Below are 15003 nucleotides of genomic sequence, written 5' to 3'. Positions count from 1 at the left end.
GCGTTGACCCTACCAGCCTAGGGCGCAAGCGCAAGCGACGCGTCCGCTAAAGTTCTGAAAGCTCGAGAAAGATCACCATATGGCGAGATTGGTAAATTGGCTCTTGAAACTGACCGCGGTGGGCGTGCTGCTGTCTGTTCTTTCAATCCTTGTTGTGTATTTTCTCGCCTCGCAATCGCTGCCCGAATACGAAAAAGAACGCGCCCTGCCCGGCGTCACCGCGCCTGTGGAAATCGTGCGCGACAACGCCAACGTGCCGCATATTTTTGGCAGTTTTGGCGCCAGCGACGAAGACGTCTATTTCGGTCTTGGCTATGCCCATGCCCAGGATCGCCTGTGGCAGATGACCGTCCTGCGGCGCACCGCTCAAGGACGCCTGTCGGAAGTTTTTGGCGAACGCAGCATCGAAAGCGACAGTTTGATGCGGCGGCTGGATATTTATCGTCTCGCGCAACAGTCGGTGGCTGCCCAATCTGCGGATACATTGGCGGCCTTGCGAGCCTACGCGGCAGGCGTCAATGCGCGTTTGTTTGAGGTTAACGAAAGCGCATTGGGACGAGGCGCGCCCGAGATGTTCTTGTTCTCCGCGCCCGTTGCACCCTGGCAACCGGCAGACAGTCTTGCGCTGCTCAAGCTTTTGGCGGTGCAATCGTCGACACACATGCAAAACGAGATCCTGCGCACGCGGACCTCACTGGTGCTCGAAGATCCCGACCGGCTGCGAGATATCCTGCCGGACGCGCCGGGCAACGGGATTTCTGCTTTGCCAGAATTCACTGAGCTTTTTCCGCAGATGAAGCGCTTTGCAGCGCTTGAGACGTCGCAACCAACTTTTTGGCCCCTGCCGGAACGCGGTCTTTCCAGCGCGTCCAATGCCTGGGCCGCCGCGCCGTCGCGGTCCGCTGCCGGTGGTTCCATTTTGGCAAACGATCCGCACAACAGCCTCACCGCGCCGTCAACATGGTATCTTGCCCGGCTAGAGCTTGCGACCGGTGGTATCATTGGCGGCACCCTGCCCGGCATCCCGGTTGTGTTTTCAGGAAGGTCCAATGCAATGGGCTGGGGAATCACCGCGTCCTTTTTGGATGACCAGGATCTGTTCATCGAACAATTGAACCTAGGTAATCCGGAGGAATACCAAACTCCGAGCGGTTTCAAAACCTTCCGCACACGGCGCGCCATTATCAACGTCAAAGACGCGCCACCGATCACAACCACTCTGCGTTGGACTGAAAATGGTCCTGTTTTGCCCGGTGGGATCTTCAATCTCTCCAGCATTACTCCACCCGGCCATGTCGTAAGCCTCGGCTGGACCGCGCTGAGCCCGGCTGACACCTCGATGACGGCCGCGATCGATCTGATGCGCAGCCACAATGTTTCAGAGGCCATTGCAGCGGCTGAAGGTTTTGTCGCGCCCTCCTTTAACCTTGTTCTCGCCGATCAGGAAGAGATCGCGATGAAAACCATCGGTGCGGTGCCCCAACGCAGCAGTCGCCATCAGAGCAAAGGGCGTTTGCCGAGCCCGGGTTGGCGGCGTGAAAACCGTTGGCAGGGACGCGCGGCATATGCGGCGAACCCGGTATTTCGAAACCCACGCGGCGGCATTCTGGGCAACACCAACAACAAACTGGTCGACCGCCCGTTTCCCAACCATATTTCCTACGACTGGGGAGACTCGCAGCGGATCCACCGGTGGCAACGCCTGATGCAATCGCGCGAGGTCCATACCCGCGACAGCTTTATTGAGGCGCAGCAGGACACAGTGTCCTTTGCCGCACGCACCTTGTTGCCCCTGATTGGTGCTGACCTCTGGTTCACCGGAGAGGCCGCGCCAGAGGGCACCCCTGCCCGTCAACGTCAGACCGCCTTGAACCTGCTTGCCCAATGGAACGGTGAGATGAATGAGCATCTGCCTGAACCACTGATCTATGCGGCCTGGGTGCGCGCTTTGCAAAAACGCCTGATCGAAGATGATATCGGCACGCTTGCATCTGCATATCCCCGCGTTGACCCTCTGTTCCTGGAACGGGTGTTCCGCAATATTGACGGCGCGTCCGCCTGGTGTGACATCCGCCAAAGCGCGCTGATCGAAAGCTGCACCGATCTATCTCGTCTCGCTCTGGATGACGCCATTCTTTGGGTTAATGAAACTTATGGTGGGACATTGGAATCCCTGCGTTGGGGGGACGCCCATCAGGCGAACCACCTGCACGAAGCGTTGGGATCCATCCCTGTGCTGCGTTACTTCGTTAACATTCGCCAATCCACCAGCGGTGGGGACAATACACTGCAGCGCGGGCTGACATCTGGTAAAGGTCTCGCGCCCTTCACTAATATCCACGCCTCAGGCTATCGCGGTGTTTATGACTTTGCTGATCCGGATAGCTCGGTCTTTGTCACCTCTACGGGACAATCTGGGCATTTCCTCTCTCGGTACTACGACGATATGTCCCAACATTGGCGGCGCGGAGAATATATTCCCATGTCGTTAGACGAAAACCTTGCACGGGCAGCTGCGGTTGGTATTACTCGAATACTACCGCAGTAGGTGAGTGGAATCACTCTCCTAACTTGAAAAGAGAGTTATGTCTAAAGCCATTTACTACTTTGCCCTATTGGCGGCGCTGACGTACGTAACACTCCAGGTTTCTCCCAAAACGGCGACCTCTGAAACTGCCTTACTCCCCCCAGCACAGCCAGCGGGTGACCAGCTGACGACGGGAAGCTATGCAAAGGTTCGGCGCGCAACCATTCAAAGTCAGCCGTTGGCGGATTACACCTACACCCCATCGGAACACGTCAAAGACATCGCGGTAAAGAACAAGCACCAGGCCAACACATGGTATCATTACGCGCCTGATGGAACATCGCCGGCGCCATTGGTGATCCTGTTTCATGGGTCAGGCCGCGATGGGTTGTCGGTGCTGGATATGTGGAAAGACGTCGCAGCCAAAGAAGATCTGATCCTGCTTGCCCCAAATGCGCGTGGACGTTCCTGGGAGACGTCAGATTTCACTCTCTCAACGCTGAACAAAATGCTGGAGATAACCGACCTCCACCGTCCCGTCGACCGCGATCGCATTTATCTGTTCGGCCATTCAAACGGCGGCGGTTTTGTGACATTGTTGGTCAACCGTTTTGATGGCCCTTGGAAAGCGGGTGTAACCCATGGAGGTTTCGCATCGTCTGAACATATTTCGGCACAGAAAGAGGCCAAGCCGTTTCGGATTTACCTAGGCGAGAAAGACCACATTTTTGGTGTAGATGCCGCGGAACAGACCGCGCGCGCCATGGCACGGGCAGGTCATTCGGTTACGCTGCAACTGATCCCCAACCACACCCATTGGCTGTATAAAATCGGACCACGTATCGCACGTGACAGCTGGGCGTGGTTTCGCACTCTGACCCCTTAACTGGGATCAGAGTTTGGCAAACTGTGACTTTTGTTTTTCCGTCCACAGAACCGTTACGGCAAATCCGGTTTCAGTCTGTTCTTCGCTTTGCACAATGTCCTGCTCAAACAGCCAAGCGCGCTCTTTGCCTTGCGCGAATGTCAGCTCCAGATCCTCTTCGAAACGTTTTCCCTGCAAAAGCTGGGCAATGGTCTCGAGCAGATCCGGCAGGCCTTCGCCGGTCAGAGCAGAGATCGCATGCAGCGCGTCGTCGCGAGAGGCCCGGTCGCGTCGTGCCTCGGCTTCCTCATCGGGCAATTGGTCGATCTTGTTCCAGACCTCTAACATCGGACGGTTTTCGTCCACGCCTAACGAGTTCAAGATCGCCTCGACATCTTCGGCCTGGGTCTGCGTCTCGTCATGACTGATGTCGCGCACGTGCAAGATAACGTCAGCGGCCAAAACTTCTTCGAGAGTAGCACGGAAGGACGCAACCAGCTCCGTTGGTAGATCCGAGATAAAGCCCACCGTGTCGGACAAGATCACTTCGGGCCCATCCGGCAATTGCACCCGCCGCATCGTCGGATCCAGCGTTGCAAACAGCATGTCTTTGGCCATCACCTCGGCACCGGTCAACCGGTTGAACAAGGTAGATTTCCCGGCATTGGTATAGCCCACAAGGGCCACAATCGGATATGGAACCTTGGCCCGGGCCGCACGATGCAGCGTTCGGGTTTTGACCACTTTTTCCAATTGCCGCCGCAAGCGTACAAGGTGTTCATCAATGGCGCGGCGGTCCGCTTCGATCTGGGTTTCGCCGGGACCGCCGACAAATCCCAATCCGCCCCGTTGACGTTCCAAGTGGGTCCAAGCGCGCACCAAACGCGTCCGCTGATAGCTCAGCGCGGCCATTTCAACTTGCAGAACACCTTCACGGGTGCGCGCACGATCGGAAAAGATCTCAAGGATCAGCCCGGTCCGATCAAGAATTTTGACCTTCCAAGCTTTTTCCAAATTGCGCTGCTGCACGGGTGTGACGGGCCCATCGATCAGGACCAGCTCAACCTCTTCTGCTTTGAATTGCTGCGCGAGCTCTTCGATTTTACCGGAGCCAAACAGGTGGCCGGGCTGTGCCTTTGGCAGTCGCACAACCGATCGACCGGCGACATCGAGGTCCGGCAAAGCGACGGCAAGGGAGACGGCTTCTTCAAGCGCAGCCGCGGGATCACGGCGCGATTGTTCTGATTTAATATCCGGATGCAACACCCAAGCCCGGGTGCGCTTCCTGTCATGTTCCATCAAGAGGCGTCTTCACCTTCGTAAAGGCTGATCGGCTGAGCAGGCATAATGGTCGAAATCGCATGCTTATAAACAAGCTGGGATTGACCGTCGCGGCGCAGCAGGACGCAGAAATTATCAAACCAAGTGATTACACCCTGAAGTTTCACACCGTTGATAAGGAAAATAGTGACGGGAACCTTGGTTTTGCGAACATGATTCAGGAAGGCGTCCTGAAGATTCTGTCTGTCCGAAGCCATTTTTATTATCTCGCTTTTTTTCTTGTGCCACGCGCTGCGGACCAACGCGCCTGGTTTTTTCTAGTATGGACGCAGAGTAAACAAGTTTCCAGCCGAAAATTCTGCGTTCCTTATATGGTTAACCACGAACGCTTAACTGCGCCAGAGATTTGGCGAAAGGAGTGCAATGAAGGCCAAAGTTTCCAAACGCCCTAAGATCATCGCAACACAAAGGATCAACTTGGCAGGGCTAGAGAGCAATTCCAGAGCAATTGGTGTTGATCCCGCAATTTCCGTCAACGGTCCGGTGGTTGACAGCATTGCAACCGAAAGAATCAAAGCCTCCTCGAAACTCGCCCCTACCGCCGAAAGCGCTGTGCTGATTACCGCCAACGACAAAGCGAACAGCATAAAAAACACCCAGGCTACATAAGCCCCGTTGCTTTGCAACCGTTTGGTGCTTTTGCGCGCACCGGAAATAGATGACGGGTGCACCAAGCGCTCCATCTCACGCACGCCGTTCAAGTAAAGGGCGTAGACACGCAACAGTTTCACGCCCCCTGCAGTGGTTGCAACGCCGCCGCCAATCATCGCCATTCCCATCAAGATCATCCCCGGCGTCGCCAGCCCTGACCAATCCTGTGCCGATTGCCAATGCACGCTTTCGAACCCCGTGGTGCTGAGGAAGGACAAGATGGTGAAAAGCGCGCCCCACAGAGCAGACAAAGCGACCCCAATGCCGTCGCCCGCGCTCACCTCAAACGCCGCCACCCAATGCCTTAGGAAGAGCATCAAAGGAATTGAGATCACAAGGAAAAGACCAAGACGAAACTCGGGGTCCCGGTCCAGACGGCGGGTATCTGTGCTCAGCGTATCAGAGGAAAATGTCAGCCGAGACAGAGAGAAGAACATGAACAAAAACATGATCATCTCACCACCAAGGCCACTGTTGGCATTCTCAACGCCGCCAATGGATGAAATTCCCGACGTAGACATAACAGACATTGCGTGGATCAGGGCCGCCGTCGGTTGTCCACCGGTGACCATCAGAAGGATCCACAAGGCCAGCGTCAACCCGGTGTAAATCGGTGCAAGCGTGCGAAAGACCAAAACAAGATGACGCCGCGCGTCACCCTTTTGCATATAGGGAGCCGTAACAACGCCGCCGGGTTCGCCGCGCGCGGTCACTTCAAACCCGCCCAGCGACAGCGGAGCCAACACCGCGGCGGCAGCAACCAGCATCAACAGCCCGCCAAGCCAGGCCACGATCCCACGCCACAGATGCACGCTGCTGGGCAGACGGTCTCCATCGCCAAAAATGGCCGCACCCGTTGTGGTGATCGCGCTCACCATATCGAAATAAGCGTTCAAAAACCGGGTATTGCCCAATGTTTCCGCAACCGGCATCGCCAGAAATAACGGCAAAAGGACAAAGGTCGCCAGCAGCGACAGCAATTGACCGGGCATGCCATAACGGGGCACCCGATTGCCCATCGACAGGCCGATCAATGTGACCAGCATCATCCCAACGATACCTGCGTAAAAGAAGCTTCGCGATGTGGGATGGTCGTCCAAAATCAAGGCATGGATCGCTGGAACCCACATAGCCAGAGACGCCACCCCCCAGAGCAGCAAAAACAGGGGAAGACGCAGAATACCGCGCGTTCTCTGACGTTTGCGCGCCATTCTAGAAGTAGTCAATGGAGACTTGCAACAACCGCTCCACCTCAGGCACATCACTTGCCATCGCAAACAGCGCGATCACATCGCCCTCTTCGAACCGCAAATCCCCGGTGGGGCGACGCATCTCCCCCCCCTTTAGAACACCGCCAACCAAGGCACCTTCTGGAAAATCGATCTCTTTGATCGATTTGCCCGCAATCGGTGACGTGGACAGAACCTGCGCTTCGATCACTTCCGCCTCGGCATCACCCAAGGAATAAACCTGCCGCACCCGACCATACCGGATGTGGCGCAGGATCGAGCTTACGGTTGTGGCGCGCGGGTTGATGTAAGCGTCAATGCCCAGATGTGTGGTCAGCGGAATCAGAGTTGGGTCATTGATCAAGGCGATCGCAAAGGGGCATCCTTGCGCCTTGGCACGCACAGCCGCCAAGAGATTGGTTTTGTCATCGTCAGTCACAGCCAACATGGCATCCGCGCGCTCGATTCCGGCTTCGGTCATCAATGCGCTATCCAACCCATCGCCGTTCAGGACAATCGTCCGCTCCAACGCCTCTGCAGCCTTTTCGGCAGACTTGCGGCTCTTTTCGATCACTTTGACGCGGGTCCGTGACTGGCGCCCCTCTAGCGCTTTGGCGACTTCCAGACCGACATTCCCGCCCCCAACCAGCACCACGCGATCCTGGCGTTTTTCTTTTTTACCAAAGACTTCGATGACACGTCTTAAGTCGTCGGAATGACAAAATACATAGCAGCTGTCGCCGACGAACAATTGATCTCCGGGATCAGGTGCAAAGAGCGACCCATCACGACGCACGCCGACAATAATCGCACGCAAGGTGGAAAACAGATCGGTCAGCTGGCGAAGGGGCGTGTTCACAATCGGGCAGTCTTCGTCGACCTGAATGCCCAACAACTGCGCTTTGCCTTCCATGAAGGTCTCAATATCGAACGCAGCCGGCGCCGACAGGCGTTGCATCGCGGCCACCGCGACCTCGCGTTCCGGGCTAATCACCACGTCAATCGGCAGGTGGTCGCGGCGATAAAGGTCGGAATAAATCGCATGCAAATAGCTTTTGGCCCGCAAACGCGCGATCTTGCGCTGCACGCCAAAGACTGAATGCGCGACCTGGCAGACCACCATATTAACTTCATCGGAATGGGTCGCCGCGATCACCATATCGGCATCACGCGCGCCCGCGCGCTCCAACACATCCGGGTAGGACGCAAAGCCGGTGATGCCCTGGACGTCCAATGTGTCAGTGGCCAATCGGACCAATTCAGGGTTGTTGTCCACAACGGTCACATCATTGAATTCGCCGGACAAATGGCGTGCGATCTGCCAACCCACCTGTCCTGCGCCGCAGATGATTACCTTCATGTCTTGTCCCCTCGGCGCATCATTGCCAAGACTGAATGACAGAAGGGGAAAGACCGGTCAATGCAATTGTAAATATTCTGAAAACCGTCCATTCTGTCGACTATGGCACATTTGAAACCCGCATCCTTTTTATGTCTTTTGACCCTTGTGACCGTCGGTTGCGGCCCCGTCGCCGTGTATCACAAGGACCGCACCAGCTTCGCAACGCTGGAGCAAGATCTGCTGGCCTGCGAAGTGCAAGCCTTGCGCGACGCGCCTGTGGCCAATGAAATCCGCCAAGATCCGCCGGTCTTTCACCCAGGTCGCCGGATCTGTCGCAAGGACGGTTCGTGCTATCACACAGGTGGCTTTTGGCGTGAGGGTCGCATCTATACCGTTGATACAAACGAAGGGCTACGCGGCCGTCTGGCGCAAAGCTGCATGATCCGGAATGACTACACCCAGATCGAAGCACAGCGCTGTCCCCCTGGAACGGTGCGCCCGCCAAAAGACGCGCTGGGACGGCTGGTCACGCCTGCGTCGGATACCTGCGCGATCTCAGTAAAAAATGGCCCCCGCGTGCTGCGCCCGGCCCCTTAGTTACCGTCCGCAAACCACTCCACCGTTGTCAGATCATAAAACGCGTCTTACGCTGATCAGGTAATCTTTTATCGAGTCACCTGTTGTTGAGGTAATGTCATGCGTTTTTCTGGCAGATTTTTCGTGCCTGTCGTCGCGATAACCGCGTCCACTCTCGCTTTGTCTGGGTGTATACCCTTGCTAGAAGGCGAGCCGGAGACCAACACGCCACCTGCCGCAAGCATCGCGCCTCCTCCCGCAGCCAGCACCTCTGGAACCGCTTCATATGGCAGCGCGCCACCTGCAAATGACGATGAACGCGGCGATGGAGGCGGAGACAGCGGTGGAAGTGATAGCGGCGGCGGCGGCGGCGGCGGCGGCGGCGGAAGCTGGGGCTGATGCCTGCGCGGTGCAATATGTTTTTGTCCACTGTAACGCGGTATACAGCACCTGCCGCGCTTAGTCTTTGGCTTGGCGCGCTACCGCTTCACGCGCTGACTTTGGTGGAGATCAAGGAAGAGACCGCGCCGCAAAACATCGCTGTGGTCATTGGCATCCAATCCTATGACCACATTCAAGACCTCAACAACACCCGACATGACGCTGAATCCGTTGCAAAAATGTTGCGTGAGTTCGGCTACAGCGTGTTTGACGGCTATGATCTGGATAAACGCGGCGTGGAACAATTGCTGCGCGCTGCGGCCCTGAACATTCGCTCGCAGGATCAGCTGTTCTTCTATTACGCAGGCCACGGCGTTCAAATGGGGCGGCGCAATTACCTGCTGACCAGCGATGCCGCGCTGCGTGACATTCACGATTTGCCGTTTCAATCGATTACCTTGGATCAGGTCTCTGCCATTCTAGGCGGCAAGGCTGCGCAGCAAATTCTGATGCTCGACTCCTGCCGCGAAAACCCGGTGCCAAACGCCAAAGTCACGGCTGAACTCGGCGCCGAACTTTATGAAGCACGCGAGGGGTTCGATGTGTTTCGCCCGCCTCTCAATACGTTGGTGGCCTTTTCTACATCGCCCGGCGACACGGCACTGGACGGAGAACCGGGTGAAAACAGCCCCTACACCGCGGCTGTTTTGCGTCAATTCCCAGAGCGCACGAATGAGGATGCCATGTCCGTCCTCACCCGCATCCGCCAGGATGTGTTGACCGCAACCGCTGACCGACAGCTGCCCTGGGAAAGCTCGACCCTAACCAACAAAGCCTATGTGCGCCCGATCGCATCCATCGCGCCTACGCCGTTGCCGCAGTCCGCACCGGAACCACAGGTCCTGCCCGATCGCTTGGCCATCAACGTCCCCCTCGGGCGCGCATTGGAATTGGCCGGCGAACTGCGCCCCTATATGTCCGGTGACATCGACGCCTCACTGGTCCAGGCGCCCAGCAATGGCCTGTCGACGGTCGGCGCAACGGACGACGGCCACTTTAGCCTGATTTACCGTCCGAATTTACAAGATCGATCCGCTACCGATGGCAAGCGTCCACTGACCGATCAATTCACCATTCGCGTGGCTCAGGCTGGCGGTGCGCGTGATGTCACCGTGGATCTGAACCTTACACCGTCAGAATGTGATCACCTGGCCGGGGATCTGCTTGATCTGCAAGGCGTGGGGCTGCACCGTTTCCCGAATGAGATCGACCTTCCCGCGGCCGAGACCGCCTGTCGCGCAGCGATCGAACAGCAGCCGGATATTGGCAGATTTCACTACCAACTGGGTCGCGCCTTGCAGGGCCAAGGGCGCTTGGAAGAGGCCTATGTCGCTTTTGACACCGCGCGACGCCTGGACCATATCCGCGCCAATAACGCGCTGGCGTTCTTACATGTCTCGCCCACTGTGGACCGTGCAACCGTGGACATTCCCTTTGATCAAGAACGCGCCACAACCTATTGGGAAAAGGGCGCTTCTTCTGGCGACCCTTTCTCCATGCACGCGCTTGGCAAACGTCTGCTGCGCGATGAAGACAGTGCAACCAGCGCGCGTGGATTTGACCTTTTGAGCCGCGCTTTGGAGCTTGGTCATACCTATTCCATGAATGAGCTGGGGGTGTATTACCTGTGGTCCAAGTCCAATCCGCAACCGGAACGCGGGCTGTCCTACTTGGAAGCTTCTGCCGAACGCGGGGACATTTTTGGCATCGCAAATCTTGCCTACGCTCATCGCGATGGACTCGCCGGGTTGAACGCAAGCCCGCAGAAAGCGTTTGACCTTTTTGAGGCTGCGACGGACGGCGGCCACCCCTATGCTCCGGCCGAAATCGGGCGCTTGATCATGGCCGAAAATTTTCCGGGCAAAGGTCCGGCTGAGGCTTTGAAATGGTATGATATCGGCCTGTCCCGCGGCGACGGTTGGAGCGGTGCAAATGGCGCATGGATTGCGCTTAATCCGCTCTCCGGCAGTACGCCCACGGCTGAGGCAATCGCGCGGGCTGGCAAAGCGCTCGCATTACCAAATGCGGACGCACGCGCCGCCGCGCGCAATCATATCTCCCGGCAATCCGCGCGGGAGATTGATGCGGGAACTCAGTTTATTCTCAAAAGCTTAGGTGCCGACATTACAGTGGATGGTCAGTTCGGCCCGGCATCCCGCCGCGCCTTAGACGCGATTGCTGCGACAACCGATATCAAGGACACGCCGCCGAGCAATCCAATTGAGCGCCTGAAATTTGCGGCGCGTTTGCATTTTGCCCGCAACCCTATTCGGCAGGACCTGTTCTAAGGCCCTGCCCAACCGTTTTATGCCGGGTGCTCTTCAGCCTCTTCCACATGTGCAATCCGCGCGCCGGATTTGTTGGATGTCACCACGCCCAGCGATTTCAACTTGCGGTGCAGCGCTGAACGCTCCATCCCCACGAATGAGGCCGTGCGGCTGATATTGCCGCCAAACCGGTTGATTTGCGTCAACAAATACTCCCGTTCAAACGCTTCACGCGCTTCACGCAGGGGCAAGGTGGCAAGCCCGCCGGCCAGCATCACCCGTCCGTCTTGGGTCCCGGCTTTCTCTTCCTCGTTTGGAAGATCCTTGGCCTCGATCAGACCGGCCCCATCACCCAAGATCAGGACTCGTTCCATCATGTTTTTCAACTGACGCACGTTTCCGGGCCAGATCATGGTCTGCAACAAAGCCTCTGCATCCTCAGACAGTTGACGCGCAGGAAGGCCTTGTGTCTCATTGAAATGCCTCAGGAAATGTTCCGCCAGCACGGGAATATCTTCGCGGCGATCCGCCAACGAAGGCACCTCGATCGGGACAACATTCAAACGATGATACAGCTCTTGCCGGAACCGGTTTTCCAGAATTTCCTGATCCAGATCTTTGTTGGTGGAGGAGATCACCCGCAGGTCGACCTCAACCATTTCACTGCCACCAGCGCGTTGGAATTTCTGATCGACCAGAACCCGCAAGATTTTGGACTGGGTGCCCATTGGCATATCCGCCACTTCGTCAAAGAACACAACGCCGCCATTGGCCTGTTCCAGCAGCCCCGGTTCGATCCCACGTTCGGTGCTTTCCTTGCCAAACAGCGCCTCTTCCATCCGGTCAGGATCGATATTGGCGCAGTTTACGGTGACGAACGGTGCCGATGCCCGGTTGGAATGGGCGTGGATATAGCGCGCGGCGATTTCCTTACCGCTGCCCGCGGGTCCGGCCAGCATCACGCGACCGTTGGATTTGGTCACCTTGTCCAACTGTCCGACCATCGTGCGGAAGGCCGAGGATGCGCCGATCATTTCGCTGGCACCGGACTCGCGCCGTTTCAGCGTTGTGTTTTCACGGCGCAGTCGCGACGTCTCCATCGCGCGGCGAATAACGACCATCAACTGGTCGATATTAAAGGGTTTTTCGATGAAGTCATAGGCGCCTTGCTTAATTGCAGCAACCGCGATTTCAACGTTCCCGTGGCCGGAAATAATGACCACTGGCACTTCAGGCGTGTCACGTTTGACCGTCTTCAGAATGTCGATCCCGTCCATATTGCTGTCTTTCAGCCATATATCTAGGATCAGCAGCGACGGCAGTCCTTCCGACAATTGCGCCATACATTCATCGGAATTCCCGGCTTTGCGTGTCGAAAAGCCTTCGTCCTCCAGAATATCCGAGATCAACTCGCGAATGTCGCGTTCATCGTCAACGATCAGAATGTCACTCATGTCAGACCTGTCATTACTATATTTTTGTGATTATGCGGGATGTCGATGGCGGCCGGCAGTCGCATGACCGCCATCGCGCCAAAGTGGTTGGTGTCACCAAAAGGCGGCGCGTCTTCCAATGTGAGCGTACCCCCATGTTCTTCGATGATTTTCTTTACAATCGGCAGGCCCAGCCCGGTGCCCTCGTCACGTGTGGTGACATAGGGTTCAAACAGGCGCGCGCGATCCTCGGGCAAACCAATGCCATTGTCCGCAATCGTGATCTCCAAAATCTCATCATGATGGGACAAGGCCACTCGTATCTCAGGATCCATCACCTTGCCCAGCTCTGTCTTTTGAGCGGTTTCAATGGCTTCACCGGCGTTCTTAATCAAATTTGTCAGCGCCTGTCCGATCATTGTGGCATCCAGATCAGCCATATACGCGCCCTTTGGAACATCGGAGCGTATCGTCAAATCCGGCTGCCCCGATTGTTGCAACAACACGGCGCTGCGCAACAGCTCACCCAGATCCTCGGGGCGCCGTTTGGGCTCCGGCATACGGGCGAATTTTGAGAATTCATCCACAATGCGGCGCAAGTCGTTGGTTTGGCGCACAATAACATCTGTCATGCTTTGCAGGATATCGCTGTTTTCCTCCCCCAGTTTGGGGGCAAATTTGCGCTTGATCCGCTCGGCACTCAGCTGAATGGGTGTGAGCGGGTTCTTGATCTCATGGGCAATGCGCCGGGCCACATCGCCCCAGGCCGCCATTCGTTGCGCACTCACCAGATCGGTTACGTCGTCAAAGGCCACAACATAGCCTTCCAGATCGCCATCTTCGGATTGGCGCAACGACATGCGGACCAACAAGTTTTCCAACCGGCCCTGGCGTGTCACTTTGATCTCTTGTTGAAGGACGTCCGTTTTACCTGCGACCAACTCCTCAAACAACGCGCCGAACTCGGGCACGGCGACGGCCAGCGCCACCGATTTGTGACTGTCTTTCCAGTCCAAAAGGCGTTCCGCAGAGCGGTTTACAAAGGTCACCCGCCCCGTGGAATCCAGTCCAACAACGCCCGACGTGACCGAGGACAGCACGGAATCGAACAGGCGCCGACGCTTCTCAATTTGACGGGTGTTGCTCAACAACTCTTCGCGCTGTTCTTTAAGTCTTCCTGTCATCTGGTTGAAATATTGACCCAATTGGGAAATTTCGTCGCCGCCGTCTTCGGCCAGAACCTTAGCGTCCAGATCACCGGCACCCACACGTTGGGCGGCAACCGTCAGGCGACCGACCGGGCGCGACAGTCGTTCGGCAAACCACATCCCCAGCCACATCGCGGCCAGAACAAGGATCAGAACAAAGCCGAGGTACAAGAGCCCAAATTCAAACATCACCCGGCCACGGTCGTTTTCGAGCTGGTGATAGAGATCTGCGGTTTTCTGCGTCTCATCCAACAGGTTGAGCAAATCACCTTCGACTTCGCGGCTGATATACAGAAACCGATCCACAAAATTGGCCAGCGGAACAAGCGCGCGCAATTCGCTGTTGTCCCAATCCTCGATGATCAGCAGACCGTTGTTTTCAGATTCAGAAATTTCGCCTTCGGTCGGGGTCTCGAAATCGAACTCATAGGACCGTTCGCCCCGCACCCGGATCGCGCCCGTTCCATCAATAATATAAGCTTCGCGCAGACCGCGTTGGACCAGCGATTGCCCCTGCCCCAGGACCTCGCGCAATTCTGCGTCGCTGATAAAGAAACTGCGCTGGCGACTGTTTTCCACGAAACGAGCCAACGCCTCTGCATCATCCGTCAAATCCGTGCGTTGCACATCGTGATAGGCTTCTGCTGCGGCCAAAGAGCTGCCAACGGCATCGCGCACACGGTTGGAAAACCATCCCTCCATACCCACGTTAACCGACAAAACCGCAAACACGGCGACGATAACGGCCGGAACCAGTGCCAAAAACGCAAAGGTCCCGGTCAGACGCAGGTGAAGTCGCGATCCCGCAGATTTCGAGCGCCGCGCCGCTCTGAGGCGCACAATCTGTGTCAGCACCAAAACGGCAATCGTCAAAATATAGATGAGATCGGCAAGCAGAACGAGGCGCAGCGACGAAGACGCCGAGCCAAGACCCAACGGACCAATGATCAAATAGGTCAGAACTGCGAGAATCGGCCCCAAGAGGACCAACCCAAATGTCGTTACATTCCGCATACGCCGAGACCTGCGCCACCGATCGATGGTCACAAACATCCCGTATGCCGAACGAAGTTGTGACCGATACGCCACTGCTCGTCCTCATTCCAATGTGAGCCGTACTGGC

Annotated in this window: 11 protein-coding genes; 5 read left to right on the top strand and 6 right to left on the bottom strand. The window is 56.7% G+C overall.

Annotation, left to right across the window (positions count from 1 at the left end; all coding sequences use genetic code 11):
- Positions 1-79: 79 nt before the first annotated feature.
- A complete protein-coding gene (locus tag KMP13_RS10910) occupies positions 80-2548 on the top strand; it encodes a penicillin acylase family protein (protein ID WP_215265891.1) in 2469 nt (822 codons plus the stop codon).
- A 37-nt stretch (positions 2549-2585) separates the two neighbouring features.
- On the top strand, positions 2586-3413 hold the full coding sequence (locus KMP13_RS10905) for an alpha/beta hydrolase family protein (RefSeq protein WP_215265890.1): 828 nt from the start codon (positions 2586-2588) through the stop codon (positions 3411-3413).
- 6 nt (positions 3414-3419) lie between these two features.
- Here KMP13_RS10905 and hflX read toward each other — a convergent pair whose 3' ends face one another.
- The 4 genes from hflX to trkA all read right to left on the bottom strand — a co-directional run bounded on the left by hflX (position 3420) and on the right by trkA (position 7973).
- On the bottom strand, positions 3420-4691 hold the full coding sequence (hflX, locus tag KMP13_RS10900) for a GTPase HflX (RefSeq protein ID WP_215265889.1): 1272 nt from the start codon (positions 4689-4691) through the stop codon (positions 3420-3422).
- On the bottom strand, positions 4691-4930 hold the full coding sequence (gene hfq / locus KMP13_RS10895) for an RNA chaperone Hfq (protein WP_008204623.1): 240 nt from the start codon (positions 4928-4930) through the stop codon (positions 4691-4693). The genes hflX and hfq overlap by 1 nt, the downstream gene beginning before the upstream one ends.
- 132 nt (positions 4931-5062) lie before the next feature.
- On the bottom strand, positions 5063-6595 hold the full coding sequence (locus KMP13_RS10890; protein WP_215265888.1) for a TrkH family potassium uptake protein: 1533 nt from the start codon (positions 6593-6595) through the stop codon (positions 5063-5065).
- Between the two features lies 1 nt (position 6596).
- On the bottom strand, positions 6597-7973 hold the full coding sequence (gene trkA / locus KMP13_RS10885) for a Trk system potassium transporter TrkA (protein ID WP_215265887.1): 1377 nt from the start codon (positions 7971-7973) through the stop codon (positions 6597-6599).
- Positions 7974-8075: 102 nt separating this feature from the next.
- On the opposite strand from trkA, the gene KMP13_RS10880 reads away from it, so the two are divergent.
- From KMP13_RS10880 to KMP13_RS10870, 3 genes are all read left to right on the top strand, one after another.
- The gene (locus tag KMP13_RS10880) at positions 8076-8552 is read left to right on the top strand and encodes a hypothetical protein (RefSeq protein ID WP_215265886.1); all 477 of its coding nucleotides are present in this window, start codon (positions 8076-8078) and stop codon (positions 8550-8552) included.
- Positions 8553-8817: 265 nt separating this feature from the next.
- The gene (locus KMP13_RS10875; RefSeq protein WP_215265885.1) at positions 8818-8994 is read left to right on the top strand and encodes a hypothetical protein; all 177 of its coding nucleotides are present in this window, start codon (positions 8818-8820) and stop codon (positions 8992-8994) included.
- Complete coding sequence (locus KMP13_RS10870; protein WP_251363802.1) at positions 8954-11260, top strand: caspase family protein; 2307 nt, start codon at positions 8954-8956, stop codon at positions 11258-11260. Before KMP13_RS10875 ends, KMP13_RS10870 begins: the two co-directional genes overlap by 41 nt.
- A gap of 17 nt (positions 11261-11277) precedes the next feature.
- Here the strand turns inward: KMP13_RS10870 and KMP13_RS10865 are convergent, their stop codons facing one another.
- Both KMP13_RS10865 and KMP13_RS10860 read right to left on the bottom strand, forming a co-directional pair.
- On the bottom strand, positions 11278-12693 hold the full coding sequence (locus tag KMP13_RS10865) for a sigma-54-dependent transcriptional regulator (protein WP_215265883.1): 1416 nt from the start codon (positions 12691-12693) through the stop codon (positions 11278-11280).
- Complete coding sequence (locus KMP13_RS10860) at positions 12690-14969, bottom strand: ATP-binding protein (protein ID WP_435370356.1); 2280 nt, start codon at positions 14967-14969, stop codon at positions 12690-12692. Before KMP13_RS10860 ends, KMP13_RS10865 begins: the two co-directional genes overlap by 4 nt.
- Positions 14970-15003: the final 34 nt, after the last annotated feature.

Origin of the sequence: Epibacterium ulvae, from assembly GCF_018678075.1 — a bacterium.
Classification (GTDB): domain Bacteria; phylum Pseudomonadota; class Alphaproteobacteria; order Rhodobacterales; family Rhodobacteraceae; genus Epibacterium; species Epibacterium ulvae_A.
This window is presented reverse-complemented; position numbering and strand designations above follow the sequence as displayed.

What these genes read in the sequence shown, in the direction of transcription:
- KMP13_RS10910 (WP_215265891.1), top strand. Translation starts at nt 80, where the DNA reads ATGGCGAGATTGGTAAATTGGCTCTTGAAACTGACCGCGGTGGGCGTG.
- KMP13_RS10905 (WP_215265890.1), top strand. Translation starts at nt 2,586, where the DNA reads ATGTCTAAAGCCATTTACTACTTTGCCCTATTGGCGGCGCTGACGTAC.
- hflX (WP_215265889.1), bottom strand. Translation starts at nt 4,691, where the DNA reads ATGGAACATGACAGGAAGCGCACCCGGGCTTGGGTGTTGCATCCGGAT.
- hfq (WP_008204623.1), bottom strand. Translation starts at nt 4,930, where the DNA reads ATGGCTTCGGACAGACAGAATCTTCAGGACGCCTTCCTGAATCATGTT.
- KMP13_RS10890 (WP_215265888.1), bottom strand. Translation starts at nt 6,595, where the DNA reads ATGGCGCGCAAACGTCAGAGAACGCGCGGTATTCTGCGTCTTCCCCTG.
- trkA (WP_215265887.1), bottom strand. Translation starts at nt 7,973, where the DNA reads ATGAAGGTAATCATCTGCGGCGCAGGACAGGTGGGTTGGCAGATCGCA.
- KMP13_RS10880 (WP_215265886.1), top strand. Translation starts at nt 8,076, where the DNA reads ATGGCACATTTGAAACCCGCATCCTTTTTATGTCTTTTGACCCTTGTG.
- KMP13_RS10875 (WP_215265885.1), top strand. Translation starts at nt 8,818, where the DNA reads ATGGCAGCGCGCCACCTGCAAATGACGATGAACGCGGCGATGGAGGCG.
- KMP13_RS10865 (WP_215265883.1), bottom strand. Translation starts at nt 12,693, where the DNA reads ATGAGTGACATTCTGATCGTTGACGATGAACGCGACATTCGCGAGTTG.